24 protein-coding genes are annotated in these 26,587 nt (G+C 36.0%); 14 read left to right on the top strand and 10 right to left on the bottom strand.

Going from position 1 to position 26,587, the window contains the following annotated elements; genetic code table 11:
• Window positions 1-65: 65 nt before the first annotated feature.
• The gene (gene fsa, locus MM236_RS03025; protein WP_241273454.1) at window positions 66-725 is read right to left on the bottom strand and encodes a fructose-6-phosphate aldolase; all 660 of its coding nucleotides are present in this window, start codon (window positions 723-725) and stop codon (window positions 66-68) included.
• A gap of 628 nt (window positions 726-1,353) precedes the next feature.
• On the opposite strand from fsa, the gene MM236_RS03020 reads away from it, so the two are divergent.
• Window positions 1,354-3,105, top strand: coding sequence for an ABC transporter ATP-binding protein (locus tag MM236_RS03020; RefSeq protein WP_241273453.1), 1,752 nt, complete (start codon window positions 1,354-1,356; stop codon window positions 3,103-3,105).
• Window positions 3,106-3,611: 506 nt separating this feature from the next.
• Here MM236_RS03020 and MM236_RS03015 read toward each other — a convergent pair.
• A complete protein-coding gene (locus MM236_RS03015; protein WP_241273452.1) occupies window positions 3,612-4,589 on the bottom strand; it encodes a M23 family metallopeptidase in 978 nt (325 codons plus the stop codon).
• Between the two features lie 124 nt (window positions 4,590-4,713).
• Between MM236_RS03015 and alaS the strand changes: the two genes are divergently transcribed.
• The 7 genes from alaS (at window position 4,714) to MM236_RS02980 (ending at window position 14,629) form a co-directional block, all read left to right on the top strand.
• Window positions 4,714-7,344 (top strand): alanine--tRNA ligase, encoded by a 2,631-nt coding sequence (gene alaS / locus MM236_RS03010; protein WP_241273451.1) that lies wholly within the window; start codon window positions 4,714-4,716, stop codon window positions 7,342-7,344.
• A 90-nt stretch (window positions 7,345-7,434) separates the two neighbouring features.
• Entirely contained in the window at window positions 7,435-8,895 is a 1,461-nt protein-coding gene (gene gatB, locus MM236_RS03005) for an Asp-tRNA(Asn)/Glu-tRNA(Gln) amidotransferase subunit GatB (RefSeq protein ID WP_241273450.1), read from the top strand.
• A 5-nt stretch (window positions 8,896-8,900) separates the two neighbouring features.
• Window positions 8,901-10,016 carry a redoxin domain-containing protein gene (locus MM236_RS03000; protein ID WP_500793348.1) on the top strand — a complete coding sequence of 372 codons (1,116 nt, stop codon included), beginning with the start codon at window positions 8,901-8,903 and terminating at the stop codon, window positions 10,014-10,016.
• A 257-nt stretch (window positions 10,017-10,273) separates the two neighbouring features.
• Window positions 10,274-10,744, top strand: coding sequence for a nucleoid-structuring protein H-NS (locus MM236_RS02995; protein WP_241273449.1), 471 nt, complete (start codon window positions 10,274-10,276; stop codon window positions 10,742-10,744).
• 27 nt (window positions 10,745-10,771) lie between these two features.
• Window positions 10,772-11,350 carry a hypothetical protein gene (locus MM236_RS02990; protein ID WP_241273448.1) on the top strand — a complete coding sequence of 193 codons (579 nt, stop codon included), beginning with the start codon at window positions 10,772-10,774 and terminating at the stop codon, window positions 11,348-11,350.
• Complete coding sequence (locus tag MM236_RS02985; protein WP_241273447.1) at window positions 11,347-12,186, top strand: hypothetical protein; 840 nt, start codon at window positions 11,347-11,349, stop codon at window positions 12,184-12,186. Before MM236_RS02990 ends, MM236_RS02985 begins: the two co-directional genes overlap by 4 nt.
• Window positions 12,173-14,629, top strand: a complete 2,457-nt coding sequence (locus MM236_RS02980; protein WP_241273446.1) for a leucine-rich repeat domain-containing protein — start codon at window positions 12,173-12,175, stop codon at window positions 14,627-14,629. The genes MM236_RS02985 and MM236_RS02980 overlap by 14 nt, the downstream gene beginning before the upstream one ends.
• A gap of 56 nt (window positions 14,630-14,685) precedes the next feature.
• Here MM236_RS02980 and MM236_RS02975 read toward each other — a convergent pair whose 3' ends face one another.
• The 5 genes from MM236_RS02975 to MM236_RS02955 form a co-directional block, all read right to left on the bottom strand.
• Window positions 14,686-15,708 (bottom strand): hypothetical protein, encoded by a 1,023-nt coding sequence (locus MM236_RS02975; RefSeq protein WP_241273445.1) that lies wholly within the window; start codon window positions 15,706-15,708, stop codon window positions 14,686-14,688.
• 9 nt (window positions 15,709-15,717) lie between these two features.
• Window positions 15,718-16,041 (bottom strand): DUF3817 domain-containing protein, encoded by a 324-nt coding sequence (locus MM236_RS02970; protein WP_241273444.1) that lies wholly within the window; start codon window positions 16,039-16,041, stop codon window positions 15,718-15,720.
• Between the two features lie 171 nt (window positions 16,042-16,212).
• Window positions 16,213-16,749, bottom strand: a complete 537-nt coding sequence (locus MM236_RS02965) for a hypothetical protein (RefSeq protein ID WP_241273443.1) — start codon at window positions 16,747-16,749, stop codon at window positions 16,213-16,215.
• Between the two features lie 397 nt (window positions 16,750-17,146).
• The gene (locus MM236_RS02960) at window positions 17,147-17,683 is read right to left on the bottom strand and encodes an acyl-CoA thioesterase (RefSeq protein WP_241273442.1); all 537 of its coding nucleotides are present in this window, start codon (window positions 17,681-17,683) and stop codon (window positions 17,147-17,149) included.
• Window positions 17,684-18,018: 335 nt separating this feature from the next.
• The gene (locus MM236_RS02955; protein WP_241273441.1) at window positions 18,019-18,675 is read right to left on the bottom strand and encodes a protein-L-isoaspartate(D-aspartate) O-methyltransferase; all 657 of its coding nucleotides are present in this window, start codon (window positions 18,673-18,675) and stop codon (window positions 18,019-18,021) included.
• A 126-nt stretch (window positions 18,676-18,801) separates the two neighbouring features.
• Between MM236_RS02955 and MM236_RS02950 the strand changes: the two genes are divergently transcribed.
• Window positions 18,802-19,395: a riboflavin synthase gene (locus MM236_RS02950; protein WP_241273773.1), complete on the top strand. Its 594-nt coding sequence runs from the start codon at window positions 18,802-18,804 to the stop codon at window positions 19,393-19,395.
• A 102-nt stretch (window positions 19,396-19,497) separates the two neighbouring features.
• On the opposite strand, the gene MM236_RS02945 is transcribed toward MM236_RS02950, so the two are convergent.
• From MM236_RS02945 to MM236_RS02935, 3 genes are read right to left on the bottom strand one after another with little or no spacing between them, the layout of a single operon-like run.
• Window positions 19,498-20,076 (bottom strand): phosphatase PAP2 family protein, encoded by a 579-nt coding sequence (locus MM236_RS02945; RefSeq protein WP_241273440.1) that lies wholly within the window; start codon window positions 20,074-20,076, stop codon window positions 19,498-19,500.
• A gap of 12 nt (window positions 20,077-20,088) precedes the next feature.
• Entirely contained in the window at window positions 20,089-20,979 is an 891-nt protein-coding gene (gene hemF / locus MM236_RS02940) for an oxygen-dependent coproporphyrinogen oxidase (protein ID WP_241273439.1), read from the bottom strand.
• A gap of 27 nt (window positions 20,980-21,006) precedes the next feature.
• Complete coding sequence (locus MM236_RS02935; RefSeq protein ID WP_241273438.1) at window positions 21,007-21,633, bottom strand: beta/alpha barrel domain-containing protein; 627 nt, start codon at window positions 21,631-21,633, stop codon at window positions 21,007-21,009.
• Between the two features lie 111 nt (window positions 21,634-21,744).
• Here MM236_RS02935 and MM236_RS02930 point away from each other — a divergent pair, with 111 nt between their 5' ends.
• From MM236_RS02930 to MM236_RS02910, 5 genes are all read left to right on the top strand, one after another.
• Window positions 21,745-22,404, top strand: a complete 660-nt coding sequence (locus tag MM236_RS02930; protein WP_241273437.1) for a hypothetical protein — start codon at window positions 21,745-21,747, stop codon at window positions 22,402-22,404.
• Entirely contained in the window at window positions 22,391-24,037 is a 1,647-nt protein-coding gene (locus tag MM236_RS02925; RefSeq protein ID WP_241273436.1) for a S8 family serine peptidase, read from the top strand. The genes MM236_RS02930 and MM236_RS02925 overlap by 14 nt, the downstream gene beginning before the upstream one ends.
• A gap of 55 nt (window positions 24,038-24,092) precedes the next feature.
• The gene (rpe, locus tag MM236_RS02920; protein ID WP_241273435.1) at window positions 24,093-24,746 is read left to right on the top strand and encodes a ribulose-phosphate 3-epimerase; all 654 of its coding nucleotides are present in this window, start codon (window positions 24,093-24,095) and stop codon (window positions 24,744-24,746) included.
• 156 nt (window positions 24,747-24,902) lie between these two features.
• The gene (locus MM236_RS02915) at window positions 24,903-25,412 is read left to right on the top strand and encodes a hypothetical protein (RefSeq protein WP_241273772.1); all 510 of its coding nucleotides are present in this window, start codon (window positions 24,903-24,905) and stop codon (window positions 25,410-25,412) included.
• 296 nt (window positions 25,413-25,708) lie between these two features.
• Window positions 25,709-26,584 carry a hypothetical protein gene (locus MM236_RS02910; RefSeq protein WP_241273434.1) on the top strand — a complete coding sequence of 292 codons (876 nt, stop codon included), beginning with the start codon at window positions 25,709-25,711 and terminating at the stop codon, window positions 26,582-26,584.
• Window positions 26,585-26,587: the final 3 nt, after the last annotated feature.

The raw sequence follows: 26,587 nt of genomic DNA, 5'->3' as shown, positions 1-26,587 counted from the left end.
TTGAACCTAAATTGTTATGAAAAATCACAATAAAACTTCAAAATGCTAATCCGTGGGTTTTTATTTTATTTTCCAGCAGCTTTTGCATGATCAGCAAGGAATGTAGCCAATCCAGAATCTGTCAATGGATGCTTAAGCAAGCCAGTGATTACTTTCAATGGACATGTTACTACATCAGCACCGATTTCAGCACATTTGATCAAATGCATTGAATGTCTTACAGATGCAGCCAAAACTTCAGTTGCAAAACCATAAGTATGGTAAATGTGTACAATTTGCTCAATCAATTCAAGACCATCATAAGAAATATCATCAAGTCTCCCGATAAATGGTGAAAGGTAAGAAGCTCCTGCCTTGGCAGCTAAGATTGCCTGACCTGCAGAAAATACCAAGGTACAATTTGTTCTGATTCCTTCAGAATTGAAATATTTGATCGCTTTTACACCATCTCTGATCATTGGGATTTTCACCACAATTTTATCATCGATTTTTGCCAACTCTTTACCTTCTTTGATCATGCCTTCAAAATCAGTTGAGATTACCTCAGCACTTACTTTATCATCTACAATATCACAGATTGCTTTGTAGTGAGCTCTAACATTTGCGTCTCCGCTAATGCCTTCTTTTGCCATCAATGATGGATTGGTAGTAACGCCATCAAGAACTCCAAGGTCGTATGCTTCTCTGATTTCGTCAAGGTTTGCAGTGTCAATAAAGAATTTCATTTTATATAGGTTTAATGATTAATGTTGATCCAACAAAGTTAAAGGAATATCTAGTATTTGGAAGGTCTAATATTTCCTTTCTTCAAAAAAGAACTAATTTTTAGACTTTTGATGTTGAATGCGAGTGATTGGGCGGAAGAAGTGAGATGCAAGAGAGAAGCTAGAGGTGAGACGTGAGATATGAGACACAAAATTTGAGACAAGAGTGTGAGACCTGAGTGAAACGAGAGGCAATAACCAAGAACATGCCCTTAAGGGGGCTTATGATCCAAGCATTGGGTCATGACCCGATGTTTAAAAAGATTTCAGTTGAACATTTGCCCTGAAAGGGCAATTGAATGACTATCGGAAATAAAGAGAAGTCAATAAAAAAAGTGTCAGGTAATTTTAGGACGAGACATTAAGACTCACGACAGAGAAGGGAGAAACAAGAAGCAAAAAGTTTCATGTCCTGCAAAAAAAAAGAAAGTAACGAGATAAAAACCCAGAAGAGCCTTTCCCTAGAATCGGGAGGTTAAACTTGATAATCAAGAGAGAGTGCCCTGAAAGGGCCTTTGATATAAGAACCGGGTCATGACCCGATGAATAAATTTATGGATAGAAATTTTATCAAATTTTAATTTTAAAAATGTCAAAATCAAAAAGAGGTGAAAACAGGGTCACGATGTCTCATGTTTTCAAAACAATAATTTGGCCGAGGAGAAAACAATTGTTCTTTGGACTTTTTCTAATCATTATCAGTAGACTCTCAGGCTTAGTTTTGCCAGGGGCGAGTAAAATTCTTATCGATGATGTCATTCCATCAAATAATATCGATACACTCAAGTGGCTTGTAGTAGGTGTTACAATTGCAATTACCATTCAAGCTGTCACTTCCTATGCTTTGACACAAATCCTCAGTGTGGAAGCTCAGCATTTGATTTCAAAATTGAGAGCTCAAGTACAGAGGCATATAATCCAGCTTCCAATAAGGTTTTTTGACAATACCAAAACAGGTGAATTGGTTTCCAGAATCATGACTGACGTGGAAGGTGTAAGGAATTTAGTCGGAACAGGTTTTGCGCAAATGATCGGTGGAATATTGACAGCGGTGATTTCCTTGGTTTTGTTGATTTACATCAGTCCATTGATGACACTTTATGTATTGGTTCCTGTGATTATTTTTGGACTTATTTCTCTCAAAGCTTTTGGTAAAATCCGACCAATTTTTAGAGAAAGAGGAAAGATAAATGCAGAAGTTACAGGTAGATTGACCGAAACTTTGGGTGGGATAAGAGTGATCAAGGGATTCAACGCAGAAGAGCAAGAAATCAAAAGTTTTGAAATGGGTGTGGAGCGCTTGTTTTTGAATGTAAAACAAAGTTTGACCACAACTAGTATAGTTACCTCATCAGCGACTTTTCTTTTGGGTTTGGCTTCTGCCGGAATCATGGGAATCGGTGGGTACATGATCATGGATGGGCAAATGACATTTGGGGATTTTCTAGCATTCACATTGTACTTAGGATTTATGATAGCGCCGATATTACAAATGAGTAACATTGGTAGTCAATTTACAGAGGCTTTTGCAGGGCTGGATAGGACAGAGGAAATCATGAATTCACCTTTGGAAAATGCCTCAGGTGAAAGAAATATTGCTCTTCCAAAAATCGTCGGTAACATCAGTTTCAATAATGTGTCCTTTGCATACGAGGAAGGAAAAGACGTCTTGCATGAGATCTCCTTTGAGGCACCTGCAGGATCGGTGACAGCTTTGGTAGGTACTTCAGGTTCGGGAAAAACCACAATAGCTGGTCTCGCTGCATCTTTTTTGAACCCAGAAGCAGGTTTGATTACTGTGGATGGTGTGGATATGCAAAAGATCACATTGGACAGTTATAGATCACAGCTTGGGGTAGTACTTCAAGATGATTTCCTTTTTGAAGGAACTATCAAGGAAAACATTCTATTTCCAAGACCAAATGCATCGAATGATCGATTGATTCAGGCAGTCAAAGCAGCACATGTTGATGAGTTTACAGATAGGTTTGAAGATGGACTGAATACGCTGATCGGTGAGAGAGGGGTGAAGCTTTCAGGTGGTCAGAGACAACGGATAGCGATCGCTAGGGCAATATTGGCGGATCCTCGTGTTTTAGTTTTGGATGAAGCGACATCAAACTTGGACACAGAAAGTGAATCTTTGATTCAGGCAAGTTTGAAAGAATTGATGGAAGGAAGAACCACATTTGTAATCGCACATAGACTGAGTACGATAAGGCAGGCCGATCAGATTTTGGTGATAGAACAAGGCCACATAGTCGAGCAAGGCAAACATGATGAATTGATCGAAAAGCAAGGTAGATACTATCAGTTGTATACCTACCAAGCGAGAATTTGATAAATTTCAATAGTCAAAAAAAATAGAGGAGACCAATCAGCTCCTCTTTTTTTATGCTTCTTAATTTATTCTAAACCCAAAACTTCTAAATTTCCAAAATGATTATTCTCAATGACACCAGTAAGTATCATTATCACAAATGATCTTGCGGATAATGGTTATTCGTTATTAGTTGATTAATTGTCAGTGCATCAATTGGTTTAAAACACGCCAATTTGTTTGGCTATTGGTGTGAAAGTGGATATTCTATCAATTACTATTAATATCTAATATCCTTCAATATCCAATATCCATCAATATCTAATATGACTATCCGCTTTCTTGCACGTAGCCAAACAATGGGTTGTTGGATGAACGATTTGTGTGGTTCTGTTGACTGTGAGCTGTTGTCTGCTGACGAGTATCCGCAACTTATAAAGGTACTTCTTACCCTACGTGCAACATTGCGGATACTCATAATATCTAATATCCATCAATATCTTATATTCGATTCAAATCGACCAATATCAAGACAAGGATTGATTTTCCTTAGAAGCTAATTCCAATATTTTTTCGTACTCGCTTGGTTCTAGGTCTTTGAAGAAATAATGGACTGGATTGACAAATGCGCCATCTTTGATCACTTCATAGTGGACATGTGGAGCAGTAGATGAACCTGTATTTCCTACGGTACCGATTAGATCACCTCTTTTGACTTTTTGCCCTTTTCTCACTTTGAATTCGTTCATGTGGCCGTATCTACTTACAAAACCAAAGCCATGGTCTATTTCTATGTATTTTCCATAACCTCCAAAAACAGTTTTGACATCTGAAACCACTCCATCCCCAGTAGCATAGATTGGAGTGCCTTTTGGTGCAGAAAAGTCCACACCTGTATGCATCTTTCGTACTTTAAGAATTGGGTGTAGCCTATTTCCAAAACCTGAAGCCAAGTTGATTAACTCTTCATTGACAATTGGTTGAATGGCTGGAATCGACGCCCAATATTCTTCTTTATTCAAAGCCATTTCTGAAATGTCATCATAGCTGACATTCTGTATATACAATTGTCTTTTAAGGTTTTCTACTTTACTTTTCAAAGAAATGATGAGTTGCTCTTGCTTCAAACCTTTTGATTTGATATCCTTGAATCTATCAGCGCCACCTATTCCCGCATTTCTGATTTCCGTAGGGATTGGTTCGGTTTCAAAAATAACACGATACAAGTTGTCATCTCTTTGCTGCAGATCACCAAGCATTTGACTCATGATCCCAATTTCCTCTTCCATCAATTGATAATAAAGTTTGAGTTCTTTATTTTCATTTTTAAGCAAGATTTCTTTTGGACTATCGAAATAAAGGTTGAATACGATCAAAATTGCAACTGCGATTATTGAAGCAGCAGAAAAGAACCCCAATGCGTTAAGGACTACATCCCATTTGCTTTTTTGGTATCTTTCATATTTACAGGTTTTTGGATCGTAGTAATATTTTATTCTACTCATTATAATTTGCAGGGTAAATCTTCTAATTTTGCATTCCTTGTACGTACTTGGGTGAGATAACGAACCGGAAGCGTGCAAATATATAAAATTTGAATTTATAATCCGAACATAGTCAAAAGCTTACATGGAAGCAAAGAAAATCAGAAGTACATTTATTGAATTTTTTCAATCAAAACAGCATCAATTTGTACCATCATCACCGATCGTAGTCAAGAACGATCCGACCTTAATGTTCACCAATGCGGGCATGAATCAGTTCAAGGATTATTTTCTTGGAAATGAAATAGCCAAAGCTACAAGGGTGGCAAACAGTCAGAAATGTCTGAGGGTATCAGGTAAGCATAATGACCTAGAGGAAGTAGGTGTGGATACTTACCACCATACCATGTTTGAAATGCTTGGTAACTGGTCTTTTGGTGATTATTTCAAAAAAGAAGCGATCGAATGGGCCTGGGAATTATTGACTGATGTTTACAAATTACCGAAAGACAGGTTGTATGTCTCTGTTTTTGGTGGTGATACTTCAGATGGATTGGACAAAGATATTGAGGCTTTTGATCTTTGGAAAAATATAGTTCCTGAAGATAGGATTATATTCGGTTCTAAAAAGGATAATTTCTGGGAAATGGGAGATACTGGCCCATGTGGACCTTGTTCTGAGATCCACGTTGATCTTAGATCTGATGAAGAAAGGGCTTCTGAAAGTGGATTTGATCTCGTAAACAATGACCATCCACAAGTAATTGAGATTTGGAATTTGGTTTTTATGCAATTCAACAGACTCAGTGATGGATCCTTGAAAGAATTGCCTGCAAAGCATGTGGACACAGGAATGGGTTTTGAGCGTTTGGTGCGTGCGATTCAGGAAAAATCTTCAAATTACGACACTGATATATTTATACCATTTATTCAGATTCTTGAGCAAAAATCAGGAAAGACATATGGTGAAAGCGAAAAAATAGACATCGCAATGCGTGTGATTGTAGATCACATCAGAGCGATAGCATTTACAATTGCGGATGGGCAATTGCCTTCTAATAATAAGGCAGGATATGTGATAAGGAGGATTTTGAGGAGGGCTGTGAGATATGGTTACACTTTCCTTGGTTTCCAAAAACCTTTTATGTTTGATTTGATGCCTCTTTTGGCAGAGAATTTCGGTGAAATATTCCCCGAAGTAGCAGCTCAGCAAGATTTCATCGCTAAAGTTATTCAGGAAGAAGAAGCCTCATTCTTGAGAACTTTGGACAATGGATTGAAAATTCTTGATCAAATTCAAGTTGAAATGGCTTCAAAATCCGAAAAGGTAATCGATGGTAAGACAGCTTTTGAATTGTACGATACCTTTGGATTTCCACTTGATTTGACTTCCCTGATAGCAAGGGAAAATGGTCTTTCAATAGATGAGAAAGGTTTTGCCGAAGAAATGGCAAAGCAGAAAAATAGATCAAGAGCAGCTGCTGAGCAAGAGACGGGTGATTGGATAATGGTATCTGATGAAGAGGGAGTTGAGTTTATAGGATATGATCATCTGGAAGCAAGCAGCAAAATAGTCAAATACAGACAGATAAAGGATAAAAAAGGAGACCGTTATCAATTGGTACTTGATAAAACGCCGTTTTATGCAGAAAGTGGTGGGCAAGTAGGAGATCAGGGATTTTTGGAATCAGAGGCAGAGAAAATTAAAGTTCTCGATACCAAAAAAGAAAATGACCTGATTGTTCATTTTGTAGATAAGCTGCCAAGTAATCCAACTGCGACTTTTTCAGCCAAAGTTAACGCTGAAAAAAGAAGACTCACGATCAATAACCATACAGCGACCCACTTGCTTCAAGCAGCTTTGAAGGAGGTATTGGGTGACCACATTCAGCAAAAAGGATCTTTGGTCAATGAAAGTTTGCTTAGATTTGATTTTGCCCATTTCTCAAAATTGACAGATGAAGAAATCACTAAAGTAGAATCAATTGTCAATGCGAAAATAAGAGAGAATATAGCTTTGTATGAGCAAAGGAATGTTCCTATTGAAGCAGCCAAACAACAAGGTGCTACAGCTTTGTTTGGAGAGAAGTATGGTGAATATGTTAGGATTATCACATTTGATAAAGATTTTTCTGTTGAACTATGTGGTGGATGCCATGTCGCTTCCACAGGCGTTATAGGTTTGTTCAAAATTGTCTCTGAAGGATCTATTTCTTCCGGAGTAAGAAGGATAGAGGCGATTACCGCAGATGCAGCAGAATCCTATATTAATGAGCAACTGACTTTGGTGAAGGAAATCCAAGAGCTTTTGAAAAGTCCAAAAGATGTCAAAAAAGCTATTGAATCATTGATTCAAGAAAAAAACGAATTGAAAAAAGAGATCGAAGGACTACATAGTCTGCAAGCCAATGCTATAAAAGATGCACTTTTGAATCAAGTCGAAGCAGTCGGTGTTACCAATCAATTGTTTGCAACAGTCAATTTGCCTTCAGCGGACGCTTTGAAAAAGATCGCATTTGAATTGAAGAATGAAATAAAGAATTTGATCTGTGTGATTGCAGCAGAGATTGATGGCAAGCCACAGATTGCTGTTGTAATCAATGACGATTTGGTAAGTTCCAAAGGACTAAATGCAGGAAATACAGTACGAGAATTGGCAAAAGAAATCCAAGGTGGTGGAGGAGGCCAACCGTTCTTTGCAACTGCAGGAGGCAAAAATCTGGCGGGTTTACCATCAGTTGTAGAAAAAGCGAAGATCATGTTTTCCCAGCTTTAAGTCAACTTACTTAAATCTAATTTGGTTTTAGATGTTTTCTAAGCCATTTTTGAGTTTCATTATCGGTTTTTACAAAAAGAATAATAAGAAATGCTTTCAGCAGAAATAAAAGATAAATATGAATTGGTAGTAGGGCTTGAAGTCCATGCGCAGTTACTTACAAAAAGTAAAATGTACACTACTGATTCAACAGAATTTGGAAATCTTCCGAATACCCATATATCGGTCGTTACTTTGGGTCACCCAGGTACTTTGCCAAAAGTAAACAAAACGGCAGTGGAGTTTGCTGTGAAAATGGGAATTGCCTGTAATTCTGAAATTACCAGAAAGAATATTTTTGCAAGGAAGAATTATTTTTACCCCGATCTACCAAAAGGCTATCAGATCACACAAGATAAGAATCCTATTTGTGTTGGAGGGCAAGTCCCATTGACGATGCCAGATGGTACTAAAAGATCAGTGACTCTTACAAGAATCCACATGGAAGAAGATGCGGGCAAGTCAATGCATTTAGCTGGCGAAGTGGATACCTTGGTAGATTACAATAGGGCAGGAGTACCACTTATTGAGATCGTATCCGAACCAGATATCAGGTCTTCTGAAGAAGCATATGCATTTTTGGTGGAGATCAAAAAGTTGGTAAGATATCTTGATATATGTGATGGAAACATGGAAGAGGGATCTTTGCGTTGTGATGCTAATATCTCAGTAAGATTGAGAGGCGCGGCTGAATATGGGAAAAAAGTTGAAGTGAAGAATATGAATTCATTCAGAAATGTGGCAAGAGCAATCGAGCACGAATATGAAAGACAGATTCATATGATTGAAGCCAATGAAGAAATCATTTCTGAAACTCGGACATTTGATGCGACAACAGGTCTTACTGCATCAATGCGTACCAAAGAAGACTTGAATGATTATAGATATTTCCCAGAGCCTGATTTGAGTCCCGTTGTTGTCTCAGAAGAATGGCTAGAGGGAATTAGAAAAGAAATGCCTGCATTGCCTAGGGAGTTGCATTATAAGTTTGTCAACTCTTATGGACTACCTGAGTATGATGCGGGAGTATTGACTGATTCAAAGGAAATCGCACTTTATTTCAATGAATTATGTGAATCAACCCAGAATTACAAAGCTGCTTCCAATTGGATGATGGGGCCAGTGAAATCATATCTCAATGAGTTGACCTTGCATATTTCTGATTTCCCCATTTCTCCCAAACGTTTGGCGGATTTGATTGGCATCATAGATGATGGCAAAATAAATTTCTCGGTGGCTTCACAAAAAGTGTATCCCGAGATGCTAAAGGGTAAAGAGAAAACACCTTTGGAAATAGCGCAAGCACTTAATTTGATCCAAGAAAGTGATGAAGGCTCTCTTAAGCCAATTGTAGAAAGTGTATTGGCAGAAAATTCAGCCAAAGTAGAAGAATATAGGTCTGGAAAAAAAGGATTGATGGGCATGTTCATGGGACAGGTAATGAAAAAATCCCAAGGAAAAGCTGATCCAAAAGTGGCGACAAAAATTTTAACTGAATTACTTGAAAATTGATTATTATGATGAATATCTTAAGAACATTCTTGATTATCATTTTGGCAACTCCAATGATTTCTTGTGAATCAAAGGAACAGGTATTTGATGGGAAAGTAAAGATTTCTGGAAAAATCGAGAATTCTGAAACTTCCAATTTGACTTTAATCAAATATCTTGATAATAGTACCGAAGTAGTGGATACACTCAAAGCAAATTCAAATGGGAAGTTTGAATATGAGTTGGAACTTGATGAACCAGGCTTCTATGAAATCAATATCCAAGAAAAAGGATCAATCATGTTAGCTTTATATGATCAAGATGTTACAGTCAATTATGATGTAAAAGATGAAAAAAGCTTAAGTATAGAAGGTTCTGTGGATTCACAAAACATGCAAAAGGTAAAAAAGTTGAGAGAAGATTATCAAGATCAAATCAACAACCTCAATGATGCTTATTACGAAGCAATGTCAAACAAAGATCAGGAAAAAATCAAATCAATTCAGGAAGAAGCGATGAATTTGGAAGGCAATCACTCTAATAAAGTTAAAGAGACGATAAACGAAATGGGAGATAGCTTCGCCTCACTGTTTGCTTTGGGCATGTTGAATCCAAAGCAGGAGTTTATTTTCATGGATGAATTGGTGGGTAAGTTGAATGACAAATATCCAAATACAAAGATGATTACTAGCCTTATGGCTCAACTGGAAGATCTTAGGGCACTATCAATAGGTCAAGAAGCACCTGAGATCTCCTTGCCAAACCCAGAAGGTAATATTGTGAGTCTATCTGATCTTAGGGGCAAATATGTATTGATAGATTTTTGGGCCGCTTGGTGTAAACCTTGTAGAGAAGAAAATCCAAATGTGGTCCGCCTTTACAACGAATATAAGGATAAAGGCTTTGAAGTATTTGGCGTTTCATTGGATAGAACAAAGGAGGCATGGGAAAAAGCGATAGCAGAAGATGAATTGACTTGGACACATGTTTCGGACTTGAAATATTTTAATTCTGAAGCTGCCGCCAAATACCAAATCAATGCAATCCCTGCGACCTACTTGATTGATCCAGATGGTAAAATAGTAGCAAAAGATCTTAGGGGTATGAGTTTGGAAAATAAGCTTGCAGAAATATTTAATTAAATAGTTTCAATACTAAACTGAAGGCCGTTTTTATTTAAAGATGGCCTTTTTCTTTTTAAGAAAAATTGTGATCTTGTCGCAAATAGTTTTGCTGTAAATGTGAAGTTTTTCCTATACATTTGCGCCTTAATTAAGACATCATAAGGAGTAAATTAGCATAAATCCAAAATTATTTCATGTGAATAGTTTTATGGAATGCTTTTTGAGTATTTGGTGGTGTTCTAAAAGAAAAAAAATCTAAACTTATAATTCAGAACATGAAAAAAAGAATCCTCAAATCACCTGCAAACAGATTGGTATTTATTGCTCTGTTCAGCTTAATGGCAATGGGAGCATGTAAAAGCAAAAAGAAGGTAGTCGCTGAGACACCACCACCAGCCCCAGTAGAGCAAGTAGAAGCTCCAGCAACACCATCTACTCCACAGCCTTCTGCAGAGGAAGTTGCTGTAGGTAAATTAGAGAATTATTTTAATAGTGTTGCTAATTCCAACAATGTTCAAGCGGCAAACAGTACAATCCAAGAAGCATTGAGTATGTTCTCTAATCAAGAAACACCAGTACTTATAGTAATTCATGAAGAAAGTGGAATTAAAGATTATGATGAGCCTACGACAATTTCAAAATATCTTAATTATTTGAAAGACACTAAGAAGAACTTGAATTTCATCAGCGATATCCGTTTGGATAATTCAGGAAGAGTTTCTGAACTGGAACTTCGTCGTAAATAATCCCACCAAATTGAATTAATAAAAATCATGAAAAAATACATTCCTTTATTTCTACTTGTTTTTTTGGCTTCTGCGTCAATCACTTTGGCTCAGTCAAATGACATCAGTCCATCAAGAAAGCAGGCTATTGATTCTTTAGCTTTGGAAAAAGTTAAAGATTTGAGTAAATATATTACCATTATAGGAAGCAAAGAAACACAGTTTTCTGAAGCAAACAGGGTAATGGACAGAGCTGAAGAGCTTTTTGCTCCAGATGCTGAAATGGGTGTTTCTTCTATCAATAGAAAAGAAATCGCTTATTACAAAGTTAGAAGATACTTTGAAAGATTGATGGCATTGAACTATGATAGAGTGAATATCACTTGGTACGATATCCATTATATTTCGGATTTGGAAAGACAGCCTGACGGTCGTTACGTAGGTGTAGTTACTGTTTATCAAAGATTCGAAGGGACTTCTTTGGAGAGTGGTCTGAATTACAGAGATACAACAAAGAAAGATATTACTATCTATGTTGAGAAAAAACAAACTCAGATCGCTGGTCGTACTATCGAATTCTGGGATGTTATGCTAGGTGATATCCGTGTGACTGAAACTTCAGCATGAGAAAATTAACTGTCCTTTTATTATTAATAATTACATCCATTCAGTTGGCACCGGGGCAAGGTTTGTATAGCCCCGGTTCGCCACAGGATGATGGAAGGTTTGCCGCTTCAACAAAACAGGTAAATCAATTTTTTAGAAGATTCAATGGAGAAGAAAGTGCAGATGGTAAAAAAAGATACTATGACACTGACGCACAGTTTAGAGATAGAGAACTTAGAGGTAAATTTATCAGTGTTCTTTTTGACAACGAAACTTCAAGTGTTGAAAATTCTTTGAAATCAGAATTTCTCAAAGATGTTCTTTCAGAAAACCTACCACAATATTTAAATTTTCATAAAGGTGAATGGTTTGCAGAAGTTCAGACTACCTTTATTTTCAAAGGAAAAAAAGAGGAAGTAACTTTATTTATGAAATTACAACCAGAAGGTCTGGGATATGAATGGGTTGTCGATAAAATCAATTTCAAACCTTTCAAAAACCTGTTCAACAAACCTGAAGGAGATGCAAAAGGATTTTTACATCCTTTGAGCCATGAAATTGGATTTATGAATTTGCGTAAAGCATTTCAGGAAAACGACAAACCTGAGTCTTACACCCCAAAAGAATATCAACCAGATTATCTGACGATATTTCTTTATGAAATGAAGAATGGTAATTTGAAATTTGACAATATTTCAGACGTTAAATTTCATTTTTTCCAAATCAACAATTGGTACTTTGAGCTTAATCAATTCAATAGACCAGGATTCAATACAGGTTGGTTGATAAGTAATTTAGTTAAACTTGACGCTGGAGATAAAGACGTTGTTCAGAAATACATATATGATCAAAAATAGCATTAAATATCTTCTTTTTACAGTAGCATTTGTCAACTCCCTTGGAGTTTTTGGGCAGCAAGCTATGGGTGATTATTCCAAACAAGAGATCAAAGATCTTGGGCAAAAAGCTGAAGATCAAGTGAAATTTTTGGAGTTTTATTTTAATACTGTAGGTAGTAAAGATACACCTGCCAGAGATAAAGATGTAATAATTAGAGAAAGTTATAAGAAAATTTTTAGGGATGATAAAGTTCAAGTTGAGGATGATTTGTTACTTGATAGAAAAGTCATTACCAATAAAGATGTGACAGCTTATTTGAAAGATATTGAATTCTTCTTCAAAGATGCTTCATTCAAATTCAAGGTAAGGGAAGTAAAACCCTTCTTAAGAGATAATGACGAGTTGTCCTACATTGTCACTTTGGATAGGACGCTAACAGCAACAGGTTTAAATCTTGAAAAAATCACCAATACAAGAGAGAGATTTGTAGAGGTTAATGTCGATAAAAGAACCAACGAGCTGAAGATTGCCAGCATCTATACAACTAAGTTGAATAGAGATGAAGAACTTCAGGAGTGGTGGACTACGCTCTCTTACACTTGGACCGACTTTTTCAAAAGTAAATTAGGGTTAATTCAAGAGGATTCTATCACTTTAGACCATTTATATAAAATTAGTACAATTGATTCAATTGACTTATCTGGAAATGAATATGTTTTGGACCTAGAGCCTATTCAAGCTTTGAGGGATTTGAAATATATTGACATTAGCAATACTAAAATAGAGGAATTAAATCCGATAAGTAATGTTACTTTCCTTACACACTTAAATATTGCTAATACACCAACTCAGGATATACAGTTTATAAAGTATTCTGACAGGTTGACTTACTTGGATATTTCGGGTACACAAGTGAGTGATATCAGCGAGTTGGGAAATCTCAAAAACCTTTCTACACTTAGAGCTGAGAAAACACCAATTATGAGCTTTGGCGTTTTGAATTCTTTTGAGTCTTTAAGATCACTTTATTTGACCGAAAGTGGATTTAATAACCTAGAAAATATTCAAGAGTTGAATAAATTGACCAGCCTTGACATAAGCTCCAATTATCTGATCAATTTTGAATTACTTTCAAAGCTGGAAAGTCTTGAAAGTATAAACATGAAGGAGACTAATATAGTAGATTTAACACCTTTGAATACTTTGCCGAACCTTAAGGTGATCAATATAAATCAAACTGAAGTTTCAGATTTGAATCCATTGGATAAAATTTCTTCATTAACCAAAATCTATGCAGATAGGACAAGGATTCAAGAATGGGAAGCTGATGAATTCTCCAGAAGGAATAGATCAGTATTGATGATTCATCATGTAGAAAATTTACAGACATGGTGGGAGGGATTAACCCAACCTTGGAGGGATGTATTTGTCAAAATAAATACTAATCTAGAAAAGTCTGAACCATCTATTGAAGATCTTTCTACTCTTATCAGTTCTGATTCTCTGGATCTATCTGATAGCGAAATTACCAATCTTGGCCCAGTTTTAAAGTTCAAGAAAATAAACTCGTTATATTTTGACAATACCAAAGTTATAGACCTTTCTCCGCTTTCGGATATCAAAACGCTAACGAAAATCACAGGTAGGGATGCTCTTGTAACTTCTTTGCAGCCTCTTTCAAATTTACAAAATATTGAATACTTAGATTTTAGAAACAATCCTATTACTAGTATTTCGCCCTTGGTTGGATCAAAAACATTGAAGTATTTGAATGTAGAAAATGCAGAAATTCCTGCCGAAGAAGTTGTAGCAGCTGTATATGAAACCCCGTCTTTAAATGTGGTTTATAGATCAGAGTTATTACTTGCGTGGTGGGATCAGTTAGATGATACTTGGAAATCAATTTTCAAGAAGCAATTCAATACTTCTGAAGATCCAAATTCTGAAGATTTACATGTTTGGAGTACAGCAATTAAATTGAGCATTGAGAAGGAATCTATTTCTAATTTCAGAAATTTAGGTGTTTTTATTAATTTGAGGGAATTGAATATTTTTGATGTCCCTGCCATGGATTTTTCCGATATTGGAAGTCTGAAACAATTGGAAAAACTAAAAATCAGCCAAGCGCCAATTTCTGACCTTACTGTCCTTTCCCAACTTAGCAATCTTCAAGAATTAGATTTGTCAAATACAGGTATTGACGATTTGAGGCCATTGAGTGTCCATTCGCAACTGAAAGTTCTTAACCTTTCAGGTTCCAATGTTAAAAATCTGAGAGGATTAGATTCTTTGTATGAATTGGAAGAGTTGGATGTTGCCAGTACAAATGTGAAATCTTTGAATCCAGTCCAGGGATTAACGAACCTTAAAAAGCTTAGTTGTTTTAATACTCGGATCAATAAAAGAAGAGTGGATAATTTCAAGAAATTAAACCCTGAATGTGAAGTTAGGTATTATTAATTATTCATAAATGTGCACAAAAAATAAAGAGGCAGAAAGTTTAACTTTCTGCCTCTTTATTTTTTGTGCACTTGCTCTAGGCTTTCCCGAAGTATTGAGCCCATATTTTTACAATTAAGAAACTGCTCGTTTTTATAATGTCTAGCCAAGTCAATTTTTAAAGAACCAATATTTTCTCTTGTAGAGATTGTATCGTGCTCCATACTTTTGAGAAGATCTTCAATCTCTTTGTGAGAAGATTTCAACCTGTTTGCTATCAATGCTCTCTCCTCTCTTTGGTACTGTACCATCGACTCAGAAGTGATATGTTGTAAGCCAAGCTGGATCAATGCGTTGTTCTGTTTGAAATATTGGGGTAGATAGATTGATTTTTTTCCTTCATAGGATTGCTGATCAAAATCAATTGCCCTGATTCTATAATGTGTTTCTTCAAAATCAGGAGTGACATCTATTACAAAATTAGAGGAATGCATATCTCCCAAGAGTCTGACAAAGCATCTTTCATTGAATTTTACAAACTCTTTTGCCAATCTGATTGGGTTTAGCAATTGATCATGTATATGTAATTTCATGAACATTTCACCAGGTATTCCAGCAATATGCTCTTCGATCAATGTATTTTCATGAACCAAATAGCTTATCCTGTTAGGAGAGAGTAGATGTTCTAACTCTAGTCCATAAACCCTTGAGGCGTCGGCATTTTTGACATAAAAATAATCAAAGTTATCATTGATCCGGTTTACTATTCTGACTCGAAAGGGTTGTGTATTTCCATAACTGCACAAGTCGATCCTATCTACATAAAGGTGCTTCATTACTGAAATGTCTCCTTCAGCTTTGAGTAAGGCGTAGATCTTTTTTACATTGTAATGAATTTCCTCTCTGTCAGATTCACTATAAAAAACGGATTCCCATAAAGTGTCATTTCCTTTATAGTCATATAATGGGATCGAAGTATTATACCTCAAAAGATCTTTGTAATGTATAGGAAAATCTACTATACGGCCATACTTAAATAAGTATTTGCGCAAACCCAAACTGATCGGGTACACGATTTTCTTTTTACTGATTAAGGCCATAATAGTAATTTAGGAATCAATCATCTCTTTTTCCTTTTTCTTAAGGTTCCTATCAAAAATAAATGGACCAAATGGCAAAACTGCTGCTATCAAACCAAAAAGGGTTTTTGCAAAGTTCCAATCAAGTTTTTTTGCAGTAGGGAAAATAACATAAATGTAAATGATAAATAATGCTCCATGGATCCAACCAATAATTTTGACAGCCATCGGCATATCCAACATATACTTCAAAGGCATAGCAACAAATAGCAACAACAGAAATGATATTCCTTCTAGTATACTTATCTTTCTAAACCTCTTTAACCACTTTTCCTTTTGTTCTATAGTTGCCATAATGATAGTTGTATTTATTTTTTTTAATCCGTTTATTTACCAGTTGTCAAACAAAATGATACTTTTTAAATCAATTTGTACACTGATAACTAATCAACAAATAACCTATAACGATTCTTCGAATGTTTTCATATGGAAATTAAACTTTTAGTATCATTGCAGATAATCAAATTATTTTTTGATTCCAAACAAAATTTGAAGCATGTTCCAAAGAGACTTTTTGAGGGCGACGTCTGAGAAAATTGATCTGAGATCGTCAGAATAAAGGTATTCAATACCATTATCATTTCTTATTTCATAATCCCTTTGCTTGAATTGATATAATTTATGGTTCAATTTTCCAAAAATCAATATTTTATTTGCATTTAACTCGTCTATCTTGCCAAGGGAAACTTCTTCTACTGATTCTGATGAACTCAATGCAATGTCTTTGAGAGAGCAGTTTACAGCACCAAGAATTTTGAATAGGAATTCTCTCAAATCAGCTTCCAAATGACTACCTTCATATACAATTAAAATGCCTTTCTCGAAATTTCCTTCATAAATTAAATCATGTTCTTCTTCCGCTATTTCTTGGATGGTTTGTTCTGAATCTGTTACTTCATCCCTATTTAATTTTTTCGCCATAATCTCTGGGATTTCATCTTGGACAATAACGATGTCAGAATCCAAAAACATTCCCAAATGATGTAAATTCATGCTTTCCATAAGGCTAAATTGGATAAAAATTCTCAGGCAAACAAGCAATTCCAGTTGATTGAAGTAAAAAATGCAAGCTTGACTTCGAAGAGTATTCAGAGAAGATCTCAGCACAAAAAAATTCAAAAAGAATATGTAAAATTGAAAAATTCAAGAAAAAGGTGAAGATTTATCCCTTCACCTTTCTTGGGATAGTGTCAAGATAACCTACGAATTGTCAGTTCACCTATATTAACACTATCATTTTACGTCTTCGCTGTCTCTGAGTAAAAACAGATACCATGGAAAGCTTAGCATTCATTTAAACTCCCAAATCTCTGCACGAAACAGCACCAACTCACAAACATCCTTTTGCGCTTTTGCTGTCTCTGCGTGAAACAAACATCAAAAATCAGTTTGTGAAATATTAGTTTTCTTCTTTTTTCTCGTCTAAGTTGAAGATTGATTTCAGTTCTACAGCATCTTTCGGATCCATTCTTTTTGCCAACACTAACCTAAGTTGTCTCCTTCTCAACGCACCTTCATAAAGTTCTATTTCTTCTTCTGTTTCAGGCTCTACCTCTGGAACTTCTATTGGTCTACCTCCTTGATCCACAGCAACAAATGTAAAAAATGCCCTATGAGTTGTTATTTTTTTATTAGCTGGAATGTCTTCTGCAAAAACTTCAATATATACCTCCATGGAAGAATTGAAAGCTCTGGTTACTTTTGCTTTCAGTGTAACTACATTTCCCAAAGCGATAGGGTGTTTGAATGAAATGCTATCCGCTGAAGCTGTCACGACGATTCTGGTGGAATGCTTTTGAGCTGCTATGGCTGCTACTACATCCATCCAGTGCATCAATTTCCCTCCCATGAGGTTGTTCAAAGTATTGGTGTCATTCGGAAGGACCATTTCGGTCATTATTACTTCTGATTGCTTTGCAAATCTCTTTTTAGTCATTATATTAAATTTTAGACAATAATACAGAATAAATTATCTATTTAGAAATTATCTAACGTCAATATCAAAATATTGTTTGGTTGAATTCTGATTTTTATAACTGTTTAGAAGTATGAAAACTTAGGTATTCAATCTTCCAATAACCCAATCAACTACCCCCCAAACTTTCCAACCTTCCAACCTTGCAACCTTCAAACCAATTTTCCAATCTCCCAATCTTCCAATCTTCCAATAACCCAATCAACTACCCCCAAACTTTCCAACCTTCCAACCTTGCAACCTTCCAACCAATTTTCCAATCTCCCAATCTCCCAATCTTCCAATAACCCAATCAACTACCCCCAACCTTCCTCACCTAGTAGTGGCACAAAAGCGAAATTATCAAACTCCTCTTGGATAATCTTTCTTTCGGTTTTTTTGGATAGCTTCATCATCTTTTGGGTTTTCCTATCACCCACAGGTATGACCAAAATCCCTCCAACTTTCAATTGCTTGAGAAGAGAGTTTGGAATAACTGGAGCTCCTGCAGTAACGATGATTTTATCAAAAGGGGCCTTTTCTGGTATTCCTTGCGAACCGTCCCCGAAATAGAAGTTGATTGAAATGCCTAACTTGGTGAGGAATTTTTTTGTTTTCTCAAATAGCTTCTTTTGATACTCTATGCTATGCACTTCCGCTCCAAGTAGATGGAGGATAGCAGCTTGATATCCTGATCCAGTTCCTATTTCTAAGATTTTGTCCCCTGGTTTTACTTCAAGCAATTCTGATTGGAAAGCTACCGTATAGGGTTGAGAAATAGTCTGACCTTCACCGATAGGGAATGCTTTGTCTTCATAGGCATGCGAATCCAAAGCAGTATCGAAAAAAAAATGACGGGGAATTGTTTTGATTGCTTGCAAGACGTTAACATCTTTGATGCCTTTTTTTTCAAGTAATTTTACTAAGGCATTTCTTTGACCCTTATGTCTATAAGTATCCTCAAGTCTGAGCATTGATATAAATGAATATTTTAGAAACTTTAATTGAGACTGCTAAGTTAATGTTTAAAATGGCTTAATTTGAAGCAATTTCAATTTGAAGTTTACAATCTGAATAATTCAGGAATAATATTAGAAAAAATGTTTACAGGAATCATTGAGACCCTTGGGGTTATACAGAAAATAGAAAAAGAGGGTACGAATTTTCATTTTTTTATTCATTCATCAATTACCAATGAATTGAAAATTGACCAATCTGTCGCTCACAATGGGGTTTGCCTTACAGTAGTGGCTATAGATGGGGAGGTTTATAAAGTGACAGCTATCGATGAGACATTAAAAAAAACGAGTCTTAAAAATTGGGAAGTTGGAAAAAAGGTAAACATCGAAAGATGTATGCCTGCAAATGGAAGGTTTGACGGACACATCGTCCAAGGCCATGTAGATCAAGTCGGAAGGGTAGATGGTATTTCTGAGCAAGATGGCTCTTGGGTGTTTGATTTTTCCTTTGATTCAAACCTTGGGAACGTCACTGTCGAAAAAGGATCAATCACAATAAACGGAACAAGCTTAACTTGTTTCAATTCAAAAAACGGATGTTTTTCAGTTGCAATTATTCCCTATACCTATGAATTCACCAATTTTCATCAGTTACAAATCGGTGAAGAAGTCAACTTGGAATTTGATGTGATTGGGAAATATATTCAAAGGATAATTAGAGGCTATTCTTCCTGAATGATGCTTTAGATCAAATCATAATTTGATTACTTGTAATGTAGGATTGTCAGAAAGAATAAACTCTGTAGGTTATGAATACTATTCAAACGCTTGGTCAATTTAACCTAGGGGTGTTTTTCTAGTTATTTTAGAACTCAAAAACATTCCTATCTGATACGATAAAAAAGCACCAAAAGTCCCAATAGAAGCCCCTACAATAACATCCGCTGGATAATGAACTCCAAGGTAGATCCTTGTGTAAGAAAATAATGCTGCCCAAAGGAAAAGCCATTTTACTGCCGGAAAACGATCAATTAGGGTAAGAACCATTATTGTTGCTATGCCAAAACTATTGGATGCATGAGAGGATGCAAATCCATACATACCGCCACATTTCCCGAAATTATGGATTATTCCTTCCCACCTTGGGTCATGGCAAGGCCGGAGACGCTCGAAGAAGGGTTTCATAAAACCAGATGTGAATTGATCCGCTATCAGAATAGTGAGACCTACACTAATGAAAACCCACCAGGATTGCTTACCATACTTTTTGACAACAAGAAAAACCAAAAATAAATAAAGTGGTATCCAAGGGATGGTATGGGTAAGTTGAAAGACAATAGGATCAAGAAAGTCAGTATGAAAACCATTCAAATATATAAACAAGCTTTCATCCCAGGATTTTAAACTTTCTACCATTGTCATCAATTGTTAAACCCAATCTACTCCTTTTGTTAATAATTCTAGTGTTTTGGCTTCTTTTGAACCTGCTTCTACTTGATGCATATATTCCCAACTTGCTAGCGGTGGCATACTCATCAATATACTTTCTGTTCTGCCATTGGTGTCCAAACCGAATTTTGTGCCCGCGTCCCAGACCAAATTGAATTCTACATAACGACCTCTCCTGAGTGCTTGCCAACTTTTTTCATTCTTTCCGAAAGGTATCGAATGATTATTTTTCATAAAATGTGTATAAACCTTCGGGAATAAATAGCCAATGGCTTTTACAAATTCAAAAATGCTATTCATCTCCTCAGGATCTTTTGATGTCAATCGGTCAAAGAAAATCCCTCCAACACCGCGAGTTTCATTTCTGTGCTTGATGAAAAAATAATCATCTGCCCATTTTTTGAATTTTGGATAATAGCTTTCATCAAATTGATCACAAGTGTCTTTTACAGCTTGGTGGAAAAATTTAGCATCTTTTTCATCTACATAATGTGGAGTCAAATCAATGCCGCCTCCAAACCAATTCACACCATTGCTCATTTCAAAATATCGAATGTTCATGTGAATGATAGGTACCATTGGACTCTCTGGATGAATTACGATAGAAACTCCAGTTGCAAAAAAATCAGATTTCTCAAGATTAAGTTTTTGAAGAATTTTGTCTGGTGTAGGTCCTTCTACTGCCGAAAAAGCAACTCCTCCCTTCTCAATTATATTTCCATTTTGGATTATTCGGGTTCTCCCACCACCACCTTCTTGGCGTTTCCAAAGATCTTCTTTGAATATTGCTTTCCCATCTGCCAATTCCAATTCTTTACAAATATGGTCTTGGATCTTTTTGAAATCATTTGCGATTTGATCCTTGTTCATTCTATTTTTTCAATCTTTAATGTAAAATCAGTCCTCCAACTCCAATACTTCCAATATATCTGCCAGTTCATCAAAATCTTTCAAGCCTGGCTTGATTTCATCACCTCCTTCAAGTGATATTCCTTTTACCTTGGTTTCAACCAAAACATCCTCAATTGTCGATGCATCCAGCCCAAATCCCAAGAGTACTTGGCATTTTTCTGCAAGTTCTTTGATTTTTGAGGACGTCGCTTCGTCTAATTCCAAGGTGTCACTTATCAAATGTAACGTAACCCCGAAATCAGCATACGACTTTGACTTGGAGATTAGATCATCGATTGTGTCTAAATCCTCAACTTTACATTTCAAAATCAGTCCGAAGCTTGAATTTACAAGCATTTTTAGATGGATTTCTTCTTGAATTTCCAGATAATTAATCTCAGGGTAGGCTTTTACAATTTCCAAAATAGTATCTGGGTGACTTTCTTCAAATTCTGCAACATATTCCAAACCTGACAGCCAATCTGTGATTTCCTTGAACTTTTCAGGGGAGATAAAGTTTTTATTGTTTTCTTCAAGACTGAATCCCATCAAGTTAACGTACATTCCGGCACAATATCTGGCATCGCTTAGGTTATTGATGTTGCTTATTTTTACAAAAGTTTTTAATGACATGACAAGTATTATTGATTTTATAGATGCGAAGGTAAAAGATTTCGTTCGAAAAATGTATTTTTAGCCCCTTGATAGTATGCGCATATGCGAGATTTGATTAAACTTTATTTAATGGTAGTTACAGTAGGTCTGTTTTCTTGTAGGGAAATGGATGATGTGAATGTGGACTTGGGCTTAGACTATCAACCTTTGGAAACTGGAATGTTTTGGGAATATGAAGTTGAAGAAAAAGTCACATTTGGTGAAAATGACTCAGAGGAATTTGTCTATTTTTTTAGGGATGTGATTGACTATTCTTATATCAATGAAGCTGCAGAAGAGGTTTTTGTAGTTTTGAGAGAAAAATCCATTGATAGGGTTGAATGGTTGATAGAAGGGAATTTTTCCCTATTGATTAGAAACCAGACATTGGTCAGGATGCAAGAAAATGAAGTTGTCGTCACTTTTTCTTTTCCCCCTCGTCTTAACAAATCTTGGGATGGACGAGTTTATTCATCAAAAGAATCAGAAATATTCAATATTGACCTTTTTGGAACCTATCAACTAGGGCCAACTAATTACTCACAAGTTGTTCAGGTTTCGCAAAGTCAAGAAGACGACAAAATCACTTTGCGGGATAATAGGTATGAAGTTTATGCGAAAGGTATTGGAATGATAGAGCAATTTTATGAGGTTTTTACTTATTGTTCCAGAAATGATTGTTTGGGTGAGGAGTTGATAGATTCAGGGAGTTTGAGACATTTGAGGATTATCAACTATGGTAAAAATTAGAATCTTATTTGCATTAATTTTTGCTTTGGTTTTCCATTTATCAAGTGGACAGGGCAAGTATGCTGTGCATTATAAATACAAACCCCAAGAGCAATTTACATTGGAGGATGGCTCTGGATTTTTAACTGCAAAATCACTTGAAAGAAGAGTAAAGCAAAGCATTCCATTAGATAGCTTGGATCTTCCAATTTCTAAAGAATATGAAGTGCTAGTATTGGAGAATTCAATGGAATTGATTTATAATACAAAGTGGATGAATGCTTCTTTGGTCATTGCAAATCAGGAACAGATAGATGTGATCTCCAGTTTTGATTTTGTAGAAAAAGTAGAATTTGTTTCACCAGTTTCCAACGTGGGAGGGAGGATAATTCGAAGGGATAAAAGAGCGAATATCCAAAACCTGAAACAGAAAAGTAAATCCACGAAATCCACTTCTGAAGTCTATGATTTTCAGAATTCGCTATTGGGTATTCAGCAAATGCATGAAGAGGGATTTACTGGAAGAGGGGTTATAATAGCCGTTTTTGATGGTGGATTTCTTGGAGTGGATAAGTTAGAAGGTTTTAATCATTTGTTTGAAAACAATCAGATTGTTGCAACAAAGGATTTTATTGATTGCACAAATACAGATGTATATACAAGGAATCAACATGGGACAAACGTCCTATCGTTGATCGGGGCAAATATGCCTGAGCAATTGGTTTCTGGAGCACCAGATGCGGATTTTATCCTTTGTATTACTGAGGATGTGCTTTCGGAATACAGAATAGAAGAGTATAATTGGGTGAAAGCTGCCGAGTTTGCCGATAGTTTGGGTGTAGATATCATTAATTCATCTTTGGGTTATATAGACTTTGATGACCCACGTATGGATTATTTTGCTGAAGACCTTGATGGTTCCAAAGCAGTGATTTCTCAAGGTGCATCCATCGCTGGTCAAAAAGGTATTTTGGTGGTGAACAGTGTTGGTAATTATGGGGGAAGAGGTGAAAGGTCTATAGCTGCACCAGCTGACGCGAAAGGGATTTTGTCCATCGGTGCAGTAGATATAAATTTACAACGGGCAAATTTCAGTTCCCAAGGGCCTAATGCTCTTGGTGAATTGAAACCCGAATTAGTCACTTATGGCAATGGCGTGTTTTTGATTCGGTCAAGTGGAGCTGTTAATCCCGCTAATGGCACATCATTTTCGGCACCACAGATTACAGCATTGGCTGCAGGACTTTGGCAAGCAAAGCCAGAGTGGACAAAAAATCAATTGATCGATGCATTGTTGAAAAGTGGATCTCAGGCAGAAAATCCCGATAATGAATTGGGTTATGGAATTCCAGACTTTGTGAGGGCTTACTATGGTGAGGTTTTATCAGTCGAAGAAAATGCAGAAGTAGAAGATTGGAAAATCTATCCAAACCCCAGTGAGGGGCAAGAACTTTTTGTAGATTTCGGCCAGTCAAATCAAGTTGCAATTAGACTTTTTGATGTGAGTGGGGCCTTGATTATCGATAGGGAAATTTCTCGTGATTCGAATAAAAATCCTTTTTCATTGAATTTGCCTATTTTAGTGAAGGGGATGTATTTATTGGAACTTCAGTCAGGTAAAGATGTCAAAAGGACAAAATTAATAAAAAGATAGGGGGCTTAAGTCTTTTTTATTTCCTTTGCAGGATAATAACCCTACTAAAATAATAATGTCAGTTAAAATAGCCCCTTCAATCCTAGCTTCTGATTTTGCGAATTTGCAAAAAGAGATCGAAATGATCAATATCTCTGAAGCCGATTACATCCATGTTGATATAATGGATGGTGTGTTTGTGCCAAATATTTCTTTTGGAATTCCAGTGACAGAAGCTGTAAACAAACATGCAAAAAAGCCACTTGATGTCCACTTGATGATTGTAAATCCCGATCAATACTTGGAAGCATTTAAGAATGCAGGGGCCACCATCATTTCTGTTCACTACGAAGCATGTACCCATTTGCATAGAACCCTACAAGGAATCAGACAATTGGGCTGTAAAGCTGGTGTGGCGATTAATCCACATACATCTGTTGAGCTTTTGAAAGATGTTATCAATGATATTGATTTAGTTTGTATCATGTCTGTAAATCCAGGATTTGGAGGGCAGAAATTTATCGAAAACACATATGCCAAAGTAAAGAGGCTAAAAGAGATAATCACTGAAAATGGTGCACAAACAGAAATTGAAATTGATGGAGGTGTAAATGAAAACAATGCGCCATTGTTGAGAGCAGCTGGTGCTGATGTTCTAGTAGCAGGAAGCTTTGTGTTTTCTTCAACCGATCCTTTGGATACGATTAAAAAACTGAAAACAATTGACTAGTTTAATTTATGTAAAAGAATCCTTTAATCTAAAATAATTACCTTTTAACAATATTTAAGGCACATCTTTTGCATATTTTTTTGGTATAATGGTCTTTTAACGTTTTATTAGAGGATCGTTTTTGAACATAAAACTTAATTTAAATCTATTGTCATGATGAAAAGAGTATTTGTATTTGCCTTCTTAATGTTAGGTATGATGAGTGTGCAAGCTAATGCACAAGATGAGTCGGAAGAAGTTACGGAAGAGGAAATGATGAAATTTGCTGCTATGGAGGCCAATTTTTTGAATTTCATGTCCAGCAAACAGTCTGAAGTCGAAGATATGATCAAATCTAACGAGATCATAGAAGGAGGAGGAGCAAGATATAATGAAATCAAAGGTGCTTGGGGAAATGAAGAGAAGTTAGCAGAAATCAATCTGACGGAAGAAGAAAAAGCAGAGTTCCAAAGAATTCAGGATTTTATAGCTTCCCTTGGAGATGTAGCAAGAGAATATAAAACTGATCTTATTAAAAATGATGAAATATTAGGAATAGCTACATATAATAAGGTAAACAAAGCTATCAAAGAAAACCCTGAAGTAAAGGAAAAAGTGGATACCATGATTGCAGAAATGAAAAAGCAAAATGCTGAAGGAGGAGAAGATCCTGTTACAGACAAGTAATTTCCTATAAGTATTTAGAAAAGGAGATGTTCAATTTGAATGTCTCCTTTTTTTATGCATAAAGAGTATTTTTTTTGTTGAAATCCCGTTATTTAATCATTGGATATTTTTAGATATATGATAAATTCAAATATCTTCAACCTTTCAAAATATGCTTTCTTTTCACCAATTATAGTAAATCTATGAATCTGAAGTCGATAATTTTAGTATCAACAATTCTTTTATTTTCTATTATAGAAATAAATGCACAACAAGATGATATTTTCGGGATTGATACGAAAGCAAATCGTGGAAGAATGAGTGAAAGCAATATTGGAAATGTTTTCAGAAAAGGTATTAGCAATTTCAGCTTTGAGCTATCTTCAGGAGGCAGTTATCTACAAAGCAACATGGACTTCTTGTCAACCAGTCCGAGCGAATACCCAATAAGCCAATTTCAGAATTTAGAGAATACGACAGAAATACCAGCCAATGAAGTTACCAAGTTTGATGGAAATGGCTTTGGTGTCCCAGTTAATTTGGGTGTAAAGCTAAATGTATTTAACCTATTTATTTTGGGAGGAGGATATGGTCGGGAAATTGGGAATATGAATAATTTGCAAGGTTCTGATTATAGTTTTGAGTTTCAAAACAGCTCCTACACATTCGACAAGCTTTATGGGAATTTAGGGTTGGTTTTATATGATGCAAAAAAGCGTGCAAGTTTTCTAAAATGGAAGTATAGACGATATTCGACACAGAATATATACATGCAGTCTGAAAAAAATCAAAGGATTCGCCAAAATTATCCTTGGAGATTTATCTTGGAAGGTGAATATGGGAGCTTAATCGTTCGCAGATCACCAGACCCGCGCCTGGTAAATAGTAATGAACCATACTATGGAGTTGCGTTCAGAATAGAACGGCAATTTTCGGAATACGCAAGATTTTTTGTGAAAACGGGTGCGGAATTCAGAAATTTGACATTTGAGGGTACAAATATTGAAGAATTTCAAAATATTAGGCAGACTTTATATGCTGCACAAATTGGCCTTTCCATAAGCCTACCAGGAACAAAAAGATGTAAAGTGCAAGGTTGTGGTGTGGTAATGAAGCACTTACATGATGGGGTAGAATATAGAGGAAGTTCTATATTCAATCTCCAGAATAGAAGAGTAGGTCAGTGGTATTAAAAC

The organism is Belliella calami, from assembly GCF_022549695.1.
Classification (GTDB): domain Bacteria; phylum Bacteroidota; class Bacteroidia; order Cytophagales; family Cyclobacteriaceae; genus Belliella; species Belliella calami.
The sequence above is the reverse complement of the archived record's forward strand: the minus strand, read 5'-3'. Positions and strand labels throughout refer to the sequence as shown.